This window comes from Micromonospora sp. WMMD736, from assembly GCF_049179015.1.
Taxonomy (GTDB): Bacteria; Actinomycetota; Actinomycetes; order Mycobacteriales; family Micromonosporaceae; genus Micromonospora.
Genome location: NZ_JBMHMI010000001.1, coordinates 271838 through 292119, shown reverse-complemented (window position 1 = coordinate 292119; position 20282 = coordinate 271838). Strand labels below are relative to the sequence as shown.

Genomic DNA, 20282 nt, shown 5'->3' with positions numbered 1-20282 from the left:
GCGGGCCGTGGAGTACGGCCCGCCCGACTGATGTGCTTCCGGCCTACTTCGTAGCGGTGATCGTGAACGGTCGGGACACCGTCGCCTTCGACCGGGACCCGGCCAGCGTCACGCTGGTGACTCCGGGCTCCATCGAATCCGGGACGCCGACGGTCCCACCGGCGACGATGCCGTCACCGTTCGCGCGCACCGTGCCGACCCGACGGCCGTCGCCGAGGCTGACCGTGATCGTCTCGTTCGGCGCGAAGCCGGTGCCGTCGACGGTGATCGCCGTGCCGCGCGGCGCGGTCGGCGTGGGCAACGACAGGCGCGGCTGGTAGGCCGGCTCCGCCGAACCCACGATCACCTGCACGGTCGCCGTCGCCGGGTTCGCCGAGGACGCGCCGGTGGCGCGGACGGCGTACCGACCCGGTGGCGTGTCCCCGGGGGTCGCGACGGTCGCACGGACCGTGCCCGTCGCGGACGCCGGGACCGTCACCTCGCGGGTCGTGCCGGCCGCGAGGCCCACCGTCACCCGCTCGCCGGCGGCGAACCCACTGCCGACGACCGTGACCGCGTCGCCAGCGGCGACCGACTGCGCGCCGGACACCGCGAGGGTGGTGGCCGCCCCAGCCGGCCGGACCGTCACGGTGAAGGTAGCGGTGCTGCTGGACACCGTGTCCCACACGGTGACGCGCACCGGGTAGGTGCCCACAGCGGCGTAGGTGTGCCGACCACTGAGCGCGCCGTCCGCGCCGACCGTGGCGTCGTCCGGAACCGTGCCGTCGCCCCACTGCACGCGGGCCCGGTAGCCGGTGGTGTCGGGGACACCGCCGGTCACCGACCCGAGGTCCGCCGTGAGAACCTGCCCGACGTCGACGCTCTGGTCGCCCGGGGCGGTGGTCACCAGGGCAGCAGCCGGAGTGCCGTCGTCGGCCACGGCGAACACGTGGATCCGGCCCGCCGAGCGCGGGTCGCCGGTCTGCGTCGGCAGGGTCACCGACACCAGCGTCTTGCCCGCCGGGATCTGGTACGGCGTGGTGGCGAACAGGAACGGCTGGGCACCGTCGCGGCTCGTGCCACTGAGCCGGTACGCGGACTTCGCGACCACGACGTTGCCGTACGACGGCGTGCCGTTGGCGTTGCCGCCCAGCGTCCAGTCACTGAACCGGATCGGAACGCTGTCGGTGCTGCCGTCGCTGAAGGTCACCGTTCCGGTGGTGTCCTGGTTGCCCTGCGTACCGGCGCCGATGAACGAGATGTTCCGGGCGTCGTCCGGCAGGCGCAGGGCGATCGTCGCGCCGTTACCGGTGGCGTTGTCCGGCTGCCCGGCCGGGACCTGCGGCAGGGTGAAGCCCAGCGCGGTGCCCGGCACCTGGTGCCGCTGCCCCTGGGTCACACCGGCCGCCGCCAGCGCGGCCCGCGAGTAGGCCCACGACTTCGCGTCACAGTCCGCCGCCAGGGTGCCCTCGTCGCCGACGCAGACCGTGTCGAACGCCGCGGTGAGGCTGGACTTCGCCGCGTACGCGACGTCGACGCCGACCGTCACCGAGCCCTGACCGGCGCCGTCGGTCACCGTGACGCTCGCCTGGTGGTAACCGGGCGTGGCGTAGGTGTGCTCGCCGCTGACCCGGTAGACCTCCCGGGAACTCAGCGTCAGGGTGCCCTCGGTGGCCGGTGAACCGTCGCCCCAGTCGATCGTGGCGCGGTAGTCGTCGGCGACGCCACCGGTGACCGTGGCCAGGGCCAGCGTGGCGGGCGCGCCGGAGCGGGCGTGCACGTCGTCGGTGGCGGTCACCGTGATGTCGCCGCCGCCCAGGTCGAGGTCGCCGCCGGCGAGCAGTTCGATCTCGGCCAGGTTCGGCTGCGCCGCGCCGACGGTCTTCGTCACGACCAGGCGGAACTGGGAGTACCGCCCGGGCTTGTCGATCCGGAACGGCCGGGTCTGGTTGCGCCAGCGGAACACCTCACCCGTCCGCGAGTCCAGGGTGTTCCAGGTGAGGCCGTCGGTGGAACCCTGCAACCGCCAGTCGGCCGGGTCACCCGCGGCCGCGCCGGAGGTGATGGTGTAGTACGTCGGCTGCTGCCGGCCGCCACGGGTCGTCCAGCCGATCTGCGGGGTACCCGACGACGCGGTCAACTGGGTGGTGGACGAGTCGTCGAAGAGCGTCGACGCGTCCTGACCCGTACCGATGGTGGCGGTGCCCAGGCCCGGCCCCGTGACGTCCTGCAACGGCTGCGGTACCGCGTTGCCCTTGGTCAGCGACGGGGGCGCGGCGTCCGGACCGGTGCCCCACGAGGACGGGTTCGGTCCCATCTGGAAGTCGATCGTGCCGCCCTTGGCGAGCGCGGACACGTCGACGGAGACGGTGCGTTGCTTCTTGCCGTTGACCTTCACGCTCTGCACGTACACGTTGCGGTTGTCGTTGTTCGCGGCGTTGACCACGATGTCGCCGGTCGGGCGGTGCACGGTCATCCGGGTGAACTGCGGCGAGCCGATCGCCCAGTGGGTCGAGCCCGCCTGCAACGGGTAGATGCCCAGCGAGCTGAGCACGTACCAGGCCGACATCTCGCCGTTGTCCTCGTCGCCCAGGTAGCCCTGGCCGATCTCGCTGCCCACGTAGAGACGCCGCAGGATCTCGCGCACCGCCGCCTGCGTCTTGGCGGGAGCACCGGCGACGTCGTACAGGTACGGGATGTGGTGCGACGGCTGGTTGCTCATGCCGAGCTGGCCCATCCGCACCGCGCGGGCCTCGACCATCTCGTGGATGATGCCGCCGTAGCCGCCGGGACGGTCGGCGTTCTCGGGCGTGGCGAAGAAGGTGTCGAGCTTGTCGCGCAACGCCTGCTGCCCGCCGTACAGGTTGATCAGGCCCCGGGGGTCCTGCTGCGCGGTGAACGCGAAGTTCCAGCCGTTGGTCTCGGTGTACACGCCACCCCAGTCCAGCGGGTCACCGGCGAGGAACGTGCCGGACGCGTCGCGGCCCTGGAAGAGCTTCGTCGTGGGGTCGAAGAGGTGGACGTAGTTGCGGGCCCGCTCCAGGAAGTACCGGGACTCCTCCTTGAGCTGGTCGCGCCGGGACTTCGGCGTCGCCGGGTCCTTGCCCAGCGCGGCGGCCATGTTGCCGATGCCGTAGTCGTTGATGTAGCCCTCCAGCGCCCACGACACCGACTCGCCGGTCGAGGTCGGCGTGTAGCCGAGGAACAGCGACGTCTCGATGCCCTTGCGGCCGACCGCGCCGCGCCCGGAGGCGACCGTCGCGTCCTTGACGGCCGCGTCGTACGCCGCCAGCGGATCGGGCAGCTTGACCCCGGTGAGGTACGCCTGCGCCAGGGCCACGTTCGCGCTGGTGCCGGTCATCAGGTCGGCATAGCCGGGCGACGACCAGCGGGCGATCCAGCCGCCGTCACGGTAGTGCTGGACGAACCCGTCCGAGATCTTCGCGGCGACGTCCGGGTAGAGCAGCGAGTACGCGGGCCACACCGTGCGGTAGGTGTCCCAGAACCCGTTGTTGACGTAGATCTGCCCGTCGACGACCTTCGCGCCGGTGCGGGTGGCGGTCGACGTGCCGGTCGGCGCGGACACCGGGCTGGCGTACTGCCAGTGGGGGGCGGCGGCGGTGCCGGTGTTCTCCGACTGCGAGTTCGGGTAGAGGTTCAGCCGGTACAGGTTGGAGTACATGGTGACCAGCTGCGTCTCGGTCGCGCCCCGCAGCTCGACCCGGCCGAGGCGGTCCTTCCAGGCGGCGGTGGCGGCGTCGCGGATCGCGTCGAAGCTGCGGCCGGTCACCTCCAGGTCGAGGTTGCGCCGGGCCTGGTCGACGGAGAGGAACGAGGTCGCGATCCGCATCGTGACCTGCCGGTTCGCGGCGACGTCGAAGGTCGCGGACGTCGCGGTCACCGCCGTCGGCGCCCGGTCGAACGTGCCGGACACGAACATCCGGCTACGCCCGGCCGAGAGACCGCTTCCGTTGTCGACCCAGCCGGTGAACGTGCCGTCGGTCCCGATGGTGAAGGTGCCCTTGGCGAAGACGAGACTTCCGGTGGACGGTCCCGGCCCGAAGGTGAACCGCATGATGCCGGCGTGGTCGGTCGGCGTCATCTCGGCGACCAGGCCGTTCTGCAGCGCGACCCGGTAGAGGTCCGGCCGTGCCGTCTCGTCCTCGTGGCGGAAGGCCAGCGCCCGGCTGGCGGGTGACCCGGTGAGCGGTCCGTCGCCGGCCACCGGCATCACCGACATCTGGTTACGGTCGCCCATCCACGGGCTGGGCTCGTGGGAGATCGCGAGGCCCTGCAGGGTGGGCAGGTTGGCGGCGTTGTTGGCGCGGTGGTAGTCGTACTCCCAGGAGTCCGAGGTCGCGTCGGTCACCGGGGTGAAAAAGTTGAACCCGTTGGGTACGGCGGTGATCGGCAGGTTGTTGCCGCGCGAGAACCCGCTGGTGGAGTTGGTGCCACGGCGGGTGTCGACGTAGTTCGTCAGCCGGGAGCCGTCGATCGTGGCCGGGCTACCGGTCAGCTCCACGTCGTCGAGCCACCCCTGGAACAGGGAATCCTCGGTGGCCTGCGGGTCGTCGTACGCGAGCAGGATGCGGTCGATCGTCTTGCCGCGCGCGACGGTGCCGATGTCGGCGCTGACCGCGTTCCACTGGTCGGCGAAGAGCACCTTGGACGCGCCCTGACCGGCCGGCGTCAGCGGGTTGCCGTGCTGGTCGACGGCCGAGCGTCCACTGAGGTAGCTGCCGTCGGTGAAGCGCAGGTCGACCGACGCGTAGGTGGACGGGTAGCGGGCGTCCTGGCCGGTGAACTCGGGGAAGATCCGGTACGACAGGCGGGTGTTCGGCCCGACCGGGATGTCGACGTCGAACAGCTTGTTCGTCGCGTACGAGCGGCCGCCGGCCTGGGCACCACCGCGGTAGCGCAGCGCGGCCAGCCCGGTGAAGCCGACGCCCGGCTTCGTGGTGTAGCCGCCGACCGGCCCGGGGCCGAGCTCGGTGACCATGGGGGTGGCCGGCGGTCGGACGTCCGAGCCGTCGCTGATGTCCCAGCCCGCGAGCTGGGTGAGGGATTCGCCGGAGTTCGCGGAGATCGCCAGCCGGTACCAGCCGTATGCCGTCGTGTTGGCGACGCCGTACCTGTTGGTGGCGAAGCGCTTGGCGAACCGCTGCTTCGTCTGGCGGTCCAGGTCGACCCAGGTGCTGCCGTCGGTGGACCCCTGCAGGGTGAAGTCGCGGGGGTCGCGGCCCGGCTCGTCGTCGGCCGAGGTGAGCGCGTACCGCTTGACGACCGCGGGCTTCGCCAGCTGGTACGTCAGCCAGGCGGTCGGTTCGAACGCCAGCCACTTGGTCGACGGGTTCCCGTCGGTGAGGTTCGCCGCAGTCTCGTTCGGCGGGTTCTGGGCGCTCGCGGTGGCGGCCTCGACCTGGCCGAGCAGGCTGCCGGGCAGGTTCGCGTCGCTCGACCCGCTGAGGTTGCCCTGGACGGGCCGACCCGAGCGGTCGACCTCGACGGTGCTGGCGGCGGGCTGCGGGTCGGCCGATTCGAACGAGGAACGGAATGCGCCCGGCGGCGGCGCGCTGGGTGCGGCGTTGGCCAGCGGCGCGGCGACGACCATCCCCAGGGGAAGCAGGGCGGCGGTTGTCGCGACGGCTATCCGCAGGGAGACGGTGCGCGCACGGGGGAGATACGGCATGGGGGTGGGACCTTTCGCCTCGATCCGGTCGAGTACGTCGAGCGTCTGAGCAAGGGGACGTGGGGGGGGTGGACGGTGGGCCGGGTCTGACATCGTTGTCATGGGGCGTGCCTGACAAGCGAGGGCAGATCCGGTGGATGTTGGGCAGATGCTGCCGGGCAACCACGGCCGTGTCAATGGGTTGATCGCCAGGAAACACCCTCGTAGCGTCCCAGGTGGACTCGCGGCCGCTCAGCGACCGCCCGCGGCCAGCTCGGCCAGCATCCCCTCGCAGCTGCGCACGACCACCTCCGCACCACGCCGCTGGGTCAGTGGGAGCAGTGGATCCTCCGCCCGGTCCCGCCACCGCCACTGGGCGTCCGCGGCGGTCTCCCAGAGCCGTTGGGCGGTCGCCCCGTGCTCGACGCCGAGCCGGGCGGCCAGGGAGACGCCGTCGCCGCCGACCAGCCGTTGCGCCTCGGCGGCCAACTCGGCGTCGAAACCGAGACGGGCGTTGCGCAGGGCCACCAGCAGGCGTAACTCACGGAACTCGTGCGCGCCCGCCAGGATCTGCTCGATGGCGCCGACCAACTCTTCGCTGCCCCGGACCGGCTCGGCCCGCACCAGGGACTCCACCGCGACCAGCGCCGAGCGGGCCTTGAGCGCGTCGCGCCGATCGACGAAACAGCGGGTCATCGACTCGCGCAGCTCGGTGAGTCCACTGCGCCGGATCAGCTCCGCCGACATCGCCACCCGGGTGTCGAAGCCACCGCGTACCAGGGTCGTCGCCAGCCGGATACCGAAGAGGCCGAGTCGGTCCAGCAGGCCCGCGCGCACCTCGGGATCGAGGCGTACCGGCAGGTCGCCACGGACGAAGCGGTCGGCGGAGAGCAGGTGGGGCTCCAACTCGCCGCGCGGAACCCCGGCCAGCGTCGCCAACGCGGCGAAGTCGGACTCGCTGAGCAGCCGACCCGCGAGGCCGACAGCTCCACTGCACGCCACCACGGTGACGGCCAACGCACCCACCCGGGGATCCCGGTGCTGCCGGCGGGCCAACTGTCGGGCCGTGAGCAGCCCGTCGATCCGGCCACCGCCGACCTCGTCCGCCCGGGACAACACCATGATCACGTTGACCGGGGCGGCCTGCCCGACGGCACTGTCCCGACCGGACTCCAGCACCCGCAGATCGCTGTCGCGACCGTCCCGGGTCAGGAACAACACCGCGTCCGCGTCGGCCAGCACGCGATCCAGCACCGGCGCGTGCCCCTGCTCGTCGACCGGGCCGAGCGCCGGGGTGTCGACGAGCGTCACCTGCCGCAGCGCCCGAGTCGGCCACCGCACCACGATGTCGCGTACCACCCCGGCCCGCCAGCCGAGATCCACCCGCATGCCCGTCGCCGACTTGACCACCGCCAACTCCTGCGCGGGTTGCCCCACCGGATAGGCGGTGGCCCCCGGGGACGCGCCGTCCTCGTACCAGGTGAACGCGCCGTCGGCGCCCTCGACCGGCGCGACCTCCTCCCCCATCAGCGCGTTGAGCACCGTCGACTTGCCCGCACGCCACGGCCCGACGACCGCGATCCGCAACGGCTCCTCCAACCGCGCGATCTGCCGGCGCAACCGTCCGACCGCCCGCGCGTCGTGCTGGTAGACCTCCAACGCCTGGTGCAGGAGCCCCCAGGCCGCCTCGTCCAGCCGCACCCCGACCGTCATGCCCCGGGCTCCAGCAGCACCGGCGTCGCCCGGGTGGCGGTGAGCTGCTGGGACTGCTCGTAGAGCGCGGCGAGGCGGGTCATCTTCGACCGGATCTCCCGCTGCCGTTGCTCGCGCAGGGCGACATCGGTGTCGGCCTCCTGCTTCGCGCTGCGGAACGACTGCACGATGGCCTCCTGCAACTCCTCGGTCAGGCCCGTGAAGTGGTCGCGCAGCATGCGTTGCACCTGTCGGGCGGCGTCCCGGCAGTCCCGGACCATCCGGACGAAGAACTCGTCGACGTGCCGCTGGATGGCCGTCTTCACGGTCGCCTGCCGGCGGCGCAGCATCTGCTTGCTCTCGTCGCGGATGCTCTTGCCGCCGAAGAGCGCGCCGATGCCGACCGAGACCGGGTTGATCATCGGCATCCCGGCCAGGGTGGTCGCGAGACCGAACATCAGCATCCCGCCGTACGAGCCCTTCATGCCGGTGAACAGCTTCTGCCCCGTCGTGAACCGGTCGACCCGCGGCCGTTCCAGGTCCGGCAGCCGGTCGCCGAGATCCTCCGGCATCGTCATCGACCAGGGCGGCAGCACGTCGTAGCCGTACCTGTTGAAGTGCGCGGCCACCCGACGGGCGATCCAGTCACAGCGCTGGACCAGCCACTCGTGGTTGGCCTCCGCGGCCTCGGTGAGACTGCGCGACAACCACTGTTCGAACGTGTCCCAGGCGACGAGCGGGTCGGCCTCGTCGAACGCCTCGTCCACCGCCCGCAGGATCTGACGGGTGCGGTCCCGCAGGTCGTACTCGATGTCGGAGAGCAGGTCGGCCATCTCGTCGGTGAGGGTGTTCTGCCAACGGGTCGAGCAGCGGCGCAGCTCGTCGACCTCCCGCTGGGCCGCGTGCAGCCGGGAGATCGGTCCGGACTGCTCCTCGGCCTCCTGCGTCGCCAACTCGGCGCGCAGCGGCGCGGCCAGTTGCTCCACCACCGTACGGGCCACCGCCTGCACCGACGCGCGCGCCAGGTGATCGGCCTTGCCGGTCAGATCCCGTTGTAGGCGGGCGATCAGCGCCGGAAAGCCCGACTCGGCGTTGAGACCACGATCGTCGGCCGCCGCCGCACGCAGCCGCAGCGTCGCCGACACCGGAATCAACGGCGCCGCGACGCCGGCCTCGGCGAGGTGTTGCCGGTTGCGCTCGGCGACCGTCCGCCACTGCGCCACCAGGTCGGTCTTGCTCTGCACCACGACCACGTTGGGTTGCGAGCGCATGACGTGCAGCAGCATGTTCAGCTCCGCCACCGACAGTTCCCGGGTGGAGTCGGAGACCAGCAGCACGGCGTCCGCGCGGGCGGATGCGGCCACCTCCGCGACCGCGCCGAGCGCGGCGACCTGGTCGGTGCCCGGGGTGTCCACCAGCACCAGTCCGGCGGCGAGCAGCGCGCGGGGCACGCCGACCTCGACGTACGCCGGACCGCCGCCCGGCCGACGCCCGACAGCGCCGGACACCCCGGCCGCGACCTGGTCGAGCGCCAACGGGGTGCGCTCGGCGAGCGTCGCCGCCGAGGCCGTCGCGGGCCGTCCGGCCGGTGGCGCCGGCGCCTGGACCATCGCGGCGCAGGCCGCGTCGGCGTGCTGCACCACGGTCGGCAGCACGGTGGTACGACCGTCACCGACCGGGCAGGCCGGCGCGTTGATGATCGCGTTGATGAGCTGGCTCTTGCCCTGGTTCGGCTCGCCGACGACCAGCACCCGCAACGTCGGGTCGAGCAGTTGGGCACGCTTCTGCCGGACCGTGTGCAGCAGATCGCCGCGGCCGTGTGTGGTGCACGTCCGGGCGATCTCGTCCAGTACGTCCAGCCAGATCCCCGCCATCACCGCACCAAGTGTGCTGATTTCGGTTCAATTAGCAAGAGGCACCGGACGGAAACCGGCAAAGGGCCGGGCCGCTCGACGCGACCCGACCCCCCCGCTCCCGACGGACGATCCCGTCAGAGCAGACCGCCGGTGATGCCCAGCAACCCGTGGTCCGACGAGGCGGGCCCCCCGTCGTGCGAGTCGCCGGTCACCCCGTCGGTGAGCCCACCCGTCACGTCACCGACCGTGCCGGTGACCCCGGGAAGGAGACTGTCCACGTGGTGCGTGACACCGCCCACCACGGAGGGCACGTCCACCGGCGGCACCACGCCGCCGACGTGGCCCCCACCGAGGCCCAGGCCACCCAGGGTGTCGTGGACACCGAGGCCGCCGACGATGCCGTCGACCTGACCGTGCACACCGGAGAGGACACCACCGGTCACGTCCCCGCCGAGCACCGGGTCGGTGACGCCGAGCACTCCGGTCGGGTCCCCGACCGTGCCGGTCGCGCCGCCGAGCACCGGGTCGGCGATGCCGTCGACCGGCTGCACCACGTCCGCGTCGAGCGTGTGCGCCACGTCGGCCACACCGGTCAGGTCGGTGTCGAGGCCGCTCGGGCCCACGCCCAGACCGACGCCCGGCAGCACGCTGACCCCGGCGGCGACGGTGGACGGGTCGACGGCGATGGCACCGAGCACACCGGCCTTGACGTCCACACCGGAGGGTGAACTGGCGACGCTGATCTGCTGCGCCACGCTCTGCAACTGGCCGACCACGTCGGTGGCATCGGTGACCAGCGGGTCGAACCCGAGCTGCCCGACCACCGGGGCCAGCGGCGCGAGGCCCTGCCCCGGCGCGTAGTCGACCACGAGCGGCACCACGTCCTGCACGTCGGCGGCGGTGATGTCACTGAGCCCCGCGGCGTGCAGCGCGCCCTCCGGATCGAGGTCGAACGCCGACCGCGCGTCGGGGTTGGTCAGCAGGTCGAGCACGAAGTCGTGGAGGGTCTGTTGCGAGTCCATGTGCCGGTTCTCCTCGGATTGGCAGCGGCGACCGTCGTTCGTCGAGAGGAACGCTAGGGCAGGGGTCGGCCCCGGACATCGGGGCTGCGCCCGCAATCGATCACGCCGCGTTAGGGCCTTCGCCGGCTCCTCCGTTAGGGGGACTGGGGGAAACCGTCCCGGTCAGATTAGGGTGCCGACCACGCAGTGATCTCTGGTACGAACGTAGGGGCCCGCGGGTTTCGCCGGGGGTGGGTCGCCGGACAGCGCCGACGCCATCGCCATCAGCCGGCCAGTCGCGGAAAGAGAAGAGACGGATGCCGTACGTCCTGGGGATAGACATCGGAAGCACCAACACCGCCGCCGCCGTCGCTCGGCGGGACGGCCGCACCTGGACGCGTCCGGAGGCTGTCCCCCTCAACGCCGGCTCGCCGCTCGTACCATCGGTGCTGCACCTGGCCGAGGACGGCGCGCTGCACATCGGCGGGCCCGCCACCGACGACGGCAGTCGCACCACCAGGGATTTCGTCCGCCGGATCGGTGACGACGTGCCCCTGCTGCTGGGCGGCGAGGCGTGCGCGCCGCAGACCCTCACGGCGGAGTTGGCGGCCTGGGTGGTGGAGCAGGTGCACGCCGCGGAGGGCGGCCCGGCCGAGGCGGTGGTACTCAGCCACCCGGCCAGCTGGCGACCGTACCGACGGGAGCTGCTCCGGCGGGCGCTCGTCGACCTCGGGCTGCGCCCGGTGACGCTGCTGCCCCGCACGGTAACGGTCGCGGAGAGTCACGCAGCGCGTGGCTTCGCGGGCACCACGGCGGCCGTCTACGCGCTGGGCGGCGCCAGTTTCGAGGCGGCCCTGGTGCGGCGCACCCCGCGCGGCACCTACGAGGGCTTCGGCACGCCACAGGGTCTCGACCCGATCGGCGGGGCCGACTTCGACGAGCTGTTGGCCAGCCACGTCCGTACCGTGCTGTCCCGGGAGCTGGCCGCCATCGGGCGGCGGGACCACCACGCCGCCCTGCGCGGCCTGCCGGCCGAGTGTGACCGGGTCAAGCGGGCGCTGACCGTCGAGCCGACCGCCGACGTGGTGTTGAACCTGCCGACCGGTCCGGCGCGGATACCGGTCACCCGCGCGCAGTTCGAGGCGATGATCCGCCCCACGGTGCAGGCCACCGTGGACCTCCTGCTGCGCACCGTGCACGGTGCCGGCCTGACGCCGACACAGCTCGACGGCGTCTTGTTGGCCGGCGGCTCGACCCGCATCCCGCTGGTCACCGAGCTGATCGGCACGGCGCTCGGTGTGCCGGTCGAGGTGGAGCCGGACGCGCAGCTCACCGCCGCCACCGGAGCGGCGAGCGCCGCCTGCCAGGTGGTGTCACCCCGGCCGCGCCCCCGGCCGCCGGCCCCGGTCCGCGATCCGGCGCCGGCAGCGGGTGGCAACCGGGCGAGCGTCCCGGCCCTGCGACGGCCCCGGGACCACGCCACCGATCCGGGCGACCCGCCACCCCGACCGCCGGTCCGGATCCTGCCCCTCGACCTGCCGAAGGCGTCCCGCCTGGCACTGACGCTCAGCCGGGGACGCGAAGGATGACCACAATGATCATGAACGACCTCGTCGACTCCCGACTGGTGTTGGGCCGCGCGCCCAGGGCCCTGCTGGACCGGATCGCCGACGATCCGGTCGCGCCGCTCACCGTCGGCCTGGCCGGCCCCGCCGGGCACGGCAAGACCGCCCTGCTCGCCGAGCTGACGCGCATCCAGCAGCGGGCCGGCGGCACCGTACGCACGGGCGTTCCCGGGCCCAACGAGCCTGTCGACCCGGACGACCTGCTCCTGGTCGACGACGCGCACCTGCTCGACGACGAGCGCATCGGCGTGCTGCTACGGCTGGTCGCCGCCCGCCGGCACCGGCTGGTCGTCGCCCACCGCCCCTGGCCCCGGTCGGCGGCCCTCACCGAGCTGGTCGACACGCTGCGCCGCGAAGGGCAGGCCGTGCTGCTCGGGCCGTTCACCCGCGAGCAGACCGGGGCCTGCGTCGCCGCCGTCCCCGAGTTGACCACGCGCGCCGAACTCGTCGACTTCGTGCACACGCAGACCGGTGGCGTCCCCCGCGACGTCGAGCGGCTCACCCGCGGCCTACGCGCGGCACCGAGTCTGCACACCGTGCCGACCGAGCCGCCCCGCTCCGTCGTGCTGGAATTCGCGCCGGAGCTGGAGATCCAGCCCGCCCCCGTACGACGGCTGCTGCTCGCGGTCGCGGCCGGTGTACCGCTGCCGGTGGCAATGCTCGGTCCGCTCCTGGATCAGCAGCCGGAGGCGGTCGACGTGCTGATCGCCACGACCCGGGCGGCCGGCCTGATCGGCGCGGACGGGCGGCTCACCCCGCTGGTCCGCCGGGCCGTCACCACGCTCAGCCCGGCCACCGAGCGCAGCGCCCTCTGGCGTCGCCTCACCGAGTTGCAGCTCGCCCGGGGCGGCCCGGTGCTGCCGCTGGTCCGTTCCCTGCTCGCGGTGGGCGTCCTCGGCGACTGTCCGGCCCCGACACTCGCCGCGGCGGCGCAGGAGGTGCTTGCCGACGAGCCGGCCTTCGCCGCCGACCTGTTCGCCGCCGCCACCACGGCCGGGCACCCGACAGGCGCCCGGCAGGCCCTCGCGGCCGCGCTCGCCGGCGACCTCGACGACGCGCTGCGCCTGGCGGACCGACTGCTGACCACCGGCGAACCGGCGGACCGCGCGGAGGCGGCGGTGGTGGCCGCGACCGCGCTGGCGCACCGGGGCCACGCCGGCCGCAGCGTCGAGCTGTACCGGTGGTCGGGCACCGCCTCGTCGGTGGCGTTCGCCGCCGTGGGCGCGCTCGCCATCGGCGACCTGACCGCCGCCGCACCGCCCGTGGACGAGCCCGGCGGCACGCCGCCCACCCTGCACGCCAGCGCCGCCCGGCTGATGGCCGACGGGGTACGCGAGAGCGTCACCGGCACGCCGAGCGCGGCGCTCTCCGCGCTCGTGCAATCCGCCGCCCTGCTGGAGCCGGACGGTCGGGCGGCCCTCCTGCCGGACAGCCCGGCCGCGCTGGCCGCGCTGACCGCCGTGCACTGTGGCGAGCTGGACATCGCCGAGCGGGTCCTGCACCGCGCGGAGGCCAGCGGGGTCGGGGGCCCGCTGATGGCCCGCCGGCACCGCCTGTTGCAGGCCTGGATCCTCATGGTCCGGGGTCAGGCGCTCGCGGCCGCTGAACGCCTGGCCACGGTCACCGCCGACGACCGGCCGTTGGAGTCCCGCGACCTGCTGTTCGCCGCCGCGCTGCGGATGGGCATCGCCCGCCGGACCAGCGACCTCGGCGCGCTCAAGCGGGGGTGGGGCCAGGCGCTGGAGGCGGTGGTCCGGCACGGGGTCGACCTGTTCACGCTGCTGCCGCTGGGCGAGCTCGCCATCGCGGGCGCGCGGCTCGGTGACGTGGCCCGGTTGACGCCGTACCTGCGCGAGGGCGCCGCGCTGCTCGACCGACTCGGCACACCGACCCTGTGGAGCGTGCCGCTGCACTGGAGCGGCCTGCACGCCGCCATCCTGACCGGGGAGCCGACGACCGCCGACGACCACGTCGCCGCCCTGCTCGCCGCCGCCGAGCACAGCCGCTACGCCGGTGTGGTCGCCGCGGCGGCCGAGAGCTGGGTCGAGGTGCTGCGGGGCGTCGTCGACCCGGTGCGGGTCGAGGCCGCTGCCCGGGGCCTGCACGACACCGGACTGTGCTGGGACGGCGCCCGCCTCGCCGGGCAGGCCGCGATCCGCACCGCGGACCGGCGGGCGATGACCACCCTGCTCGAATGCGCCCGGGTGCTACAGGGTCGGCCGGCCGGCGCGACCGGTGGGCAGCGCCCGAGCGACGGAGCGACCGCCACGCCGGTCGCCGCCGCCGGCCCCACCCAGCAGGGACTGAGCGACCGCGAGTACGAGGTCGCCGAGCTGGTGCTGGCCGGACTGACGTACCGGGAGATCGGTGACCGGCTCTTCATCTCGGCCAAGACCGTGGAGCACCACGTGGCGCGCATGCGCAACCGGCTGCACTGCGCCAACCGGGCGGAGCTGCTGGCGTTGCTGCGCACCATGGTCGCCGACCGGGCCAGCGACACCACCGGGCAGCCGTGGCCGCAGCGGTCGGCCCGATGAGCCGGCGCACCGGATGGAGCGCCACGTGACGCGCGCACCACGACTCGGGATGCGGCTCGTCGCGGCGGCGGCGGTGCTGCTCACGCTGTGGTCGTACGCGGCCTATCTGACCGGTCAGGACGCCGTCGACCTGCTGCGGGTGCGGGCCCTGGCCGACACCCTGGGTCAGCCCATCGACCGGCTGGTGCTGAGTCTGCAGACCGAGCGCCGGGCGACCGCCGAGACGCTGGCCGGCGCCGCGCCCGCGCGGGCCACGCTGGCCGGGGCGCGGGCGGCGACCGACGTGGCGGCGGCGCAGGTCCGGGCGTTCGGGGACGGACACGACCTGCGCCTGCTCAGCGCGGGGGCGGTCCGCGACCGGGCCGAGACGCTGATCCGGAGGTTGAACGGCCTGGGGGCGATCCGGTCCCGGGTGGACGACGGGCAGCTCGACCAGGCGGGCGTGCTCGACGGGTACGACCAGCTCGTCGACGCCGCCTTCGACGTGTACGGGCCGGAGTGGGGCGCGTATGAGAGCAGGCTGGCCGTCGACACCCGGGCGGTGATCGCGCTGGCCCGGGCCCGTGAGCTGCTGGCCCGGGAGGACACCATGGTCACGGCGGCCGTCCTGAGCGGCCGGCTGAGCGTCGAGGAGCGCCGCCGGTTGGTCGAGCTGGTGGCCGTGCAGCGGTACGCGCGGTCCGAGGCGACGGCCGACCTGCCGGCCGGCGGCCAGGGCGCGCACCAGCGGCTCGTGGCGGGCCCCGAGTTCGCGGGCCTGCTCGCCGTGGAGGACACGCTGCTGCGCACCGACCGGGCCGACGCGCTGCGCGGCGTCGACGCGCAGCAGTGGCGCGCGGCGGCCGACGCCGCTCTCGGCGCGCTGCACGAGCTGGTGACGAGCACCGCCCGTGCGAGCGTCGAACGGGCCACCCCCGGTGCCGCGGTGATCGTGGGGCGGACCGGAGTGGTGGTGGGCCTCGGGCTGATCGCCGTACTCGCGGTCCTGCTCGGCTGGGCCAGCGCCGTACGCCGCGCTTCGGCGCACGAAGCCGTGCCGGGCACCGACCCGCGGCAGTCGGAGCCGCCGGCCGCGCCCGTCGATGCCCTGCCGTTGGACGCCGAGAGCGGCGGCGCTGGCGATGGGCCGGATCGTCGTACCGGGGGGTTGTTCCTACGGATCACCCGGCGCAACCAGGTCCTGCTGCGCGACCAGCTCGACCTGCTCGACGCGATGCAGCGGCGGGAACACGACGCCGCGGCGGCCGACGAGATGTTCCAGCTCGACCATCTCACCACCCGCATCCGCCGCAACGTGGAGAAATTGATCACCCTCGCCGGGGCGCGGCCCGCGCGCCGCTGGCGACGCCCGGTCCCCCTGCTCGACGTGACACGCGGGGCGGTCGCCGAGGTGCCGGAGTACCACCGGGTCCTGGTGGCGCCACACTGGCCGTGGTCGCTCGCCGGCCCCGCCGTCACGGACGTCGTGCACCTGCTGGCCGAGCTGATCGAGAACGCCCTGGCCTTCTCGGCCACCGACACCACGGTCCGGGTCACCGGCGAGCACCGGCCGCACGGCTGCGCGATCGTGGTGGTCGACGACGGTCCCGGCCTCGACGCCACCGCCCTCGACGAGGCGAACCGCCTGCTCGCCAGCCCGCCGGACGACCCGCCGAGCGACGCCGGCGGGCTGTGGGCGGTCGCCCGGTTGGCCGCCCGGTGCGGTGCCCGGGTCATCCTGCGGCCCAGCCGGCGCGGCGGGACGGCCGCCATCGTGCACCTGCCGGCGGAGCTGGTCACCGTGACCGGCGGCCCGGCGGCGACGTCCCCGGTGTCCGCGTACCGGTCGATGCCCGGGGCGGTCGAGGTGCCCGACGCGGGGCCGACGGGCAGTGGCGACGGGCTGCCGATGCGGATCCGCCAATCCGGGCCGGCCGTGCCCGGCCCCGGCAACGCCGGCCCCGAGACCGTCGAGCTGCCGATCACGAAAACAACGAGGAGACATCGATGACGCACGCAGTGGTCACCGAGGACAGCCTGACCGGCGCGCTGGACCGCCTGGTCGACCGGGTACGCGGTGCGGAGTTCGCCGTGGTGCTCTCCCCGGACGGGCTACCGCTCGGCGGTTCCCGGCAGGTGCAGGCGAAGCTGGCCGAAGAGATCTCCGGGATCGTCGCCGGCCTGTTGGCGCTGGGACTGGCCGCCACCCGCACCTGCGACGCGGGCGGGCTGCGCCAGATCGTGGTGCAGATGTCGCGGGCGTTCCTGTTCGTCGCCACCATCTCGAACGGGACCATCCTGACCGTACGGATCTCCGGCGACGAGGTCGAGGTGGGCGACATGGCGTACGAGGTGGCGCTCTTCGTCGGGCAGGCCGAACGACACCTGCCGATCCGCCTGGCGACCGCCGCCGCGGCGAGGAGCGGAGATTCCGGTGCCCAGCGCCGACGCCGCTGACGAGGCGTGGTACGACGACGACGCCGGCCCGGTCGCCCGTCCGTACACGATGACCGGTGGACGTACGACGCCCGAGCGCGGCCGGTTCGACCTGATCTCACTGGTCGTCGCACGGCGGTCGGCGACGTCGCCCACGTCGCTCTTCCCCGAACAGGCGCGGATCGTCGAGCTGTGTCACCATCCAGTGTCGGTGGCTGAGGTCAGCGCCGAGCTGGATCTGCCCCTGGGCACCGTCCGGGTCCTCCTCGGTGACCTGTTCGGGGCGGGGTTGGTCGAGACGCACGAACCGCCGTCGCTGTCGGAGCTGCCGTCGCAGGCGCTGCTCGAGTCGATACTCGTCGGGCTGCGCGCCCTGTGACCGCTCGGGTGCCAGCGCGACCCAGCGGGCGGACGTCCGGTGACGAAGTGAAGGGGAGACAGGCAGTGCCGGCAACACCGCCGCAGCCACGGCGTACTGTGGCGATCATCCTGCTGGACCGGATCGTGGCCGCGGCCGCCGCCGTACGACGGGTGGTCACCGGTCGCGCCGACGTGTCGCGGGCCACCTGGGTCGCCGTGTTCGCGGCGCTCGGGGTGGTGGTGGCGACGGTGGTCTCGATCGTCGGCGTGGCGCGTACCCCGGAGCAGCTCGCGCCGGTGACCCTCGACGCGCCCCCGTCGGTGGAGCAGTTGGGCACGCCGGGCCCGGGTACGCCCCGGGGGCAGGCACGTCCGGCCGCCACCACCCCGACCACCGTGGGGTCGCCCTCGGCCAGCGCCGCGCCGCCACCCGTCGAGCCGCCGGCCAGCGCGCCGGCCACGACCCCCTCGTCGGCCCCGCCGAGCCCGGTCGCCCTCGCCGCCGACTTCGTCATCGAGGACAAGGCGCTGCTCAGCTACGGCGCGACCGTGACGATCAACAATCCGGGGTCGGTGCCGGCGACGCGATGGACGCTGACCATCACGCTGCCCCGGGAGTCGCTGCGGGTCAGCGCGGTCGAGGGCGCGCGGGCCACCCAGGACGGCGCGGTGTGGACGTTCGTGCCGGACGGCGACGCGGGGCAGGTGGCGGGCAGCGCCTCGACGCGGGTGAGCTTCCGGGTCAACGGCGCGGCGGTCGGCGCGACGCCGACGGCGTGCACGATCGACGGGGTCGCCTGCGGCGGCCTGACGGGCTGACCGCCGGGCCCCCGGTGGCGGGCGTCGCTCATGCTGGAAGGGTGATTCGCTTCGTCCTGAACGTCCTGTGGCTCATCTTCGGCGGTGGCCTCGTGCTGGCGATCGGCTACGGCTTCGCCGCGCTGATCTGCTTCCTGCTGGTCGTCACCATCCCGTTCGGCGTCGCCGCGCTGCGCCTCGCCGTCTACTCGCTGTGGCCCTTCGGCCGCACGCTGGTGCCCAAGCCGGGCGCGGGCGTCGGCTCCGGGCTGGCGAACGTGCTCTGGGTGGTGCTGGCCGGTTGGTGGCTCGCCCTGTCGCACATCCTCGCCGGCATCGCGCTCTGCGTGACGATCATCGGGATCCCCTTCGGCATCGCCAACTTCAAGCTCGTCCCGGCCGCCTTCTGGCCGCTGGGCCGGGAGGTCGTCGACGCGCCGTGACGGGTCGCCGGGTCGCCCGTCGTACGGCGGGCGACCCGATCGGGGCGCCCCAGGTCGATAGTGGACAATCCGGTTCACCCCGACGGACCCCTCGACAGGAGCCTGGCATGGCCGACCCGGATTCCGAACTCACCGCGACGCTTCAGCCCGACGTGCCGCACGCGGCGCGGATCTGGAACTACTGGATGGGCGGCAAGGACAACTTCCAGTCCGACCGGGCGGCCGGTGACGCGGTCACCGAGGTCTACCCCGAGATCGTCCTGATGGCGCAGCACTCCCGCCGCTTCCTGGTCCGGGCGGTCCGGTACCTGGCTGCCGAGGCCGGCATCCGACAGTTCCTGGACATCGGCACCGGCCTGCCGACCATGCAGAACACCCACGCGGTCGCCCAGGGCATCACGCCCGACGCGCGGATCGTCTACGTCGACAACGACCCGATGGTCCTCGTGCACGCCCGCGCGCTGCTGGCCAGCACGACCGTCCAGGGCGTCACGACGTACGTGCCGGCCGACTACCACGACCCGGAGACCATCCTCGCCGAGGCGGCGCGGACGCTCGACTTCGACCAGCCGATCGCCGTGATGTTCATGGGCGTGCTCGGGTACGAGCCGGACCTGGAGGTGCTGCGCTCGATCGTGGCACGGACGATGGACGCGACCGCGTCCGGCAGCTACCTGGTCCTGTGGGACGGCACCAACACCAGCCCGGAGGTGGTCTCCGGGGCGCAGCGGCTGGCCGAGAACGGCGGTGTGCCGTACATCCTGCGCAGCCCGGCCGATCTCGCCGGCTGCTTCTCCGGGCTGACGCTGGTGGAGCCCGGTCTCGTGCCGATCCCGCTGTGGCGTCCGGACGAGGTCGACGCCCGGGGTATCGACGCCTACGGCGCGGTGGCCCGCAAGCCCTGAGGCGGCGTCGACCCCCGGTACGTCGCCCGGTTTCAGCGCGCGCAGGCCAGGGTCAGCCCGGCCGGCGGCGCACTGGTCGTCACGAGCAGACCGAACGTCGTCACCCCGTCCGGCGCCAGCGTCCCGTTGTACGGTGCGTTGCGCACCACCACATCGGCGCCGGCCGGGTCGACGACGCCACCCCACACCGCCTGGATCCGCTCGTCGCCGGCCCAGCGCCACGAGACGCGCCACTGGTCCAACGGTTGTGTGTCGACGTTGCGGACGGTCACCGTGGCGACGAAGCCGCTACCCCAGCGGGAGTCGATGGTGGCGGTCGCCCGGCAGGACGCCAGCGGGGCGGTCCGGCCGGACCCACCGAAGTACGGCTCCCACCGGCCGTCGGAGTCACGGAACCCGTACCAGTACTCGGTGTCGGGCGTCAGCCGGTCGAAGGTGACGCTGCCGTTCTGCTCGGGGCCGGAGACCGCCTGCGCGACCGGGTTCCGCCACGCGTAGGCGTCCTCGCGGCTGGCGAAGAGTCCCACCGTGATCGGCGGCCGGTAGCCGCACGGGGGGCCCATCACGATGAAGTAGGCGACGGTCAGGCTGGTGGTGGTGGCCGCGGACACCCGACCGCCGATGGGCAGTGCCGGCGGGCAGGCGGGCGTGGGCGTGGGTGTGGGTGTGGGTGTCGGCGCTGCCGTGACCGACGCCGTGGGCGTCGACGCCGCCTGGGCGACGCCGGTCGTCGCCGCCCAGCCGGTCATGGCGATGGTCAGGGCGATGGTGGTGAGAGCCAGGAAGATGCGACGCATCGGTACCTCCGAGAAGCCGTCGCCGTCGCGGCCACGGGTGGGCGGCCGACCGTACGGGCCCGGACCTGCGCGGCGGCCGCCCGACGGCGATCGGCATGCGGCCGCTGACGGGGACTGCCCAGGCGCGGGTGGTGGGACCACCGCGCGCGTCCCCGACTCCGGAGCAGAGGTCGACCGCGCCGGCTCCCGAGCACGGCCGAACCACA

At 73.5% G+C, this 20282-nt stretch carries 13 protein-coding genes; 8 read left to right on the top strand and 5 right to left on the bottom strand.

Features of this window, described 5'->3' with window-relative positions; all coding sequences use genetic code 11:
* Positions 1–43 precede the first annotated feature (43 nt).
* From ACN269_RS01030 to ACN269_RS01015, 4 genes are all read right to left on the bottom strand, one after another.
* Entirely contained in the window at positions 44–5668 is a 5625-nt protein-coding gene (locus ACN269_RS01030; RefSeq protein ID WP_421470529.1) for a GH92 family glycosyl hydrolase, read from the bottom strand.
* Positions 5669–5899: 231 nt separating this feature from the next.
* Entirely contained in the window at positions 5900–7360 is a 1461-nt protein-coding gene (locus ACN269_RS01025; protein WP_421470528.1) for a GTP-binding protein, read from the bottom strand.
* A complete protein-coding gene (locus ACN269_RS01020) occupies positions 7357–9213 on the bottom strand; it encodes a dynamin family protein (RefSeq protein ID WP_421470527.1) in 1857 nt (618 codons plus the stop codon). The genes ACN269_RS01025 and ACN269_RS01020 overlap by 4 nt, the downstream gene beginning before the upstream one ends.
* A gap of 116 nt (positions 9214–9329) precedes the next feature.
* Positions 9330–10217 (bottom strand): IniB N-terminal domain-containing protein, encoded by an 888-nt coding sequence (locus tag ACN269_RS01015; protein ID WP_421470526.1) that lies wholly within the window; start codon positions 10215–10217, stop codon positions 9330–9332.
* Positions 10218–10513: 296 nt separating this feature from the next.
* Here ACN269_RS01015 and ACN269_RS01010 point away from each other — a divergent pair, with 296 nt between their 5' ends.
* The 8 genes from ACN269_RS01010 (at position 10514) to ACN269_RS00975 (ending at position 19279) form a co-directional block, all read left to right on the top strand.
* Positions 10514–11785 carry an Hsp70 family protein gene (locus ACN269_RS01010; protein ID WP_421470525.1) on the top strand — a complete coding sequence of 424 codons (1272 nt, stop codon included), beginning with the start codon at positions 10514–10516 and terminating at the stop codon, positions 11783–11785.
* A gap of 5 nt (positions 11786–11790) precedes the next feature.
* Positions 11791–14358 carry a LuxR C-terminal-related transcriptional regulator gene (locus ACN269_RS01005; RefSeq protein ID WP_421470524.1) on the top strand — a complete coding sequence of 856 codons (2568 nt, stop codon included), beginning with the start codon at positions 11791–11793 and terminating at the stop codon, positions 14356–14358.
* 25 nt (positions 14359–14383) lie between these two features.
* Complete coding sequence (locus tag ACN269_RS01000; RefSeq protein WP_421470523.1) at positions 14384–16348, top strand: nitrate- and nitrite sensing domain-containing protein; 1965 nt, start codon at positions 14384–14386, stop codon at positions 16346–16348.
* The gene (locus tag ACN269_RS00995) at positions 16345–16794 is read left to right on the top strand and encodes a roadblock/LC7 domain-containing protein (RefSeq protein WP_421470522.1); all 450 of its coding nucleotides are present in this window, start codon (positions 16345–16347) and stop codon (positions 16792–16794) included. The genes ACN269_RS01000 and ACN269_RS00995 overlap by 4 nt, the downstream gene beginning before the upstream one ends.
* Complete coding sequence (locus ACN269_RS00990) at positions 16772–17152, top strand: DUF742 domain-containing protein (protein ID WP_421470521.1); 381 nt, start codon at positions 16772–16774, stop codon at positions 17150–17152. The genes ACN269_RS00995 and ACN269_RS00990 overlap by 23 nt, the downstream gene beginning before the upstream one ends.
* Positions 17153–17250: 98 nt before the next feature.
* Positions 17251–17952: a cellulose binding domain-containing protein gene (locus ACN269_RS00985; RefSeq protein ID WP_421470520.1), complete on the top strand. Its 702-nt coding sequence runs from the start codon at positions 17251–17253 to the stop codon at positions 17950–17952.
* A 41-nt stretch (positions 17953–17993) separates the two neighbouring features.
* Positions 17994–18374 (top strand): YccF domain-containing protein, encoded by a 381-nt coding sequence (locus ACN269_RS00980; RefSeq protein WP_421470519.1) that lies wholly within the window; start codon positions 17994–17996, stop codon positions 18372–18374.
* A gap of 107 nt (positions 18375–18481) precedes the next feature.
* Positions 18482–19279, top strand: a complete 798-nt coding sequence (locus ACN269_RS00975; protein WP_421470518.1) for an SAM-dependent methyltransferase — start codon at positions 18482–18484, stop codon at positions 19277–19279.
* Positions 19280–19311: 32 nt separating this feature from the next.
* On the opposite strand, the gene ACN269_RS00970 is transcribed toward ACN269_RS00975, so the two are convergent.
* Complete coding sequence (locus ACN269_RS00970; protein WP_421470517.1) at positions 19312–20076, bottom strand: cellulose binding domain-containing protein; 765 nt, start codon at positions 20074–20076, stop codon at positions 19312–19314.
* Positions 20077–20282: the final 206 nt, after the last annotated feature.

What these genes read in the sequence shown, in the direction of transcription:
- ACN269_RS00975 (WP_421470518.1), top strand. Translation starts at nt 18,482, where the DNA reads ATGGCCGACCCGGATTCCGAACTCACCGCGACGCTTCAGCCCGACGTG.
- ACN269_RS01010 (WP_421470525.1), top strand. Translation starts at nt 10,514, where the DNA reads ATGCCGTACGTCCTGGGGATAGACATCGGAAGCACCAACACCGCCGCC.
- ACN269_RS01005 (WP_421470524.1), top strand. Translation starts at nt 11,791, where the DNA reads ATGATCATGAACGACCTCGTCGACTCCCGACTGGTGTTGGGCCGCGCG.
- ACN269_RS00970 (WP_421470517.1), bottom strand. Translation starts at nt 20,076, where the DNA reads ATGCGTCGCATCTTCCTGGCTCTCACCACCATCGCCCTGACCATCGCC.
- ACN269_RS00995 (WP_421470522.1), top strand. Translation starts at nt 16,345, where the DNA reads ATGACGCACGCAGTGGTCACCGAGGACAGCCTGACCGGCGCGCTGGAC.
- ACN269_RS01020 (WP_421470527.1), bottom strand. Translation starts at nt 9,213, where the DNA reads ATGGCGGGGATCTGGCTGGACGTACTGGACGAGATCGCCCGGACGTGC.
- ACN269_RS01015 (WP_421470526.1), bottom strand. Translation starts at nt 10,217, where the DNA reads ATGGACTCGCAACAGACCCTCCACGACTTCGTGCTCGACCTGCTGACC.
- ACN269_RS01030 (WP_421470529.1), bottom strand. Translation starts at nt 5,668, where the DNA reads ATGCCGTATCTCCCCCGTGCGCGCACCGTCTCCCTGCGGATAGCCGTC.
- ACN269_RS01025 (WP_421470528.1), bottom strand. Translation starts at nt 7,360, where the DNA reads ATGACGGTCGGGGTGCGGCTGGACGAGGCGGCCTGGGGGCTCCTGCAC.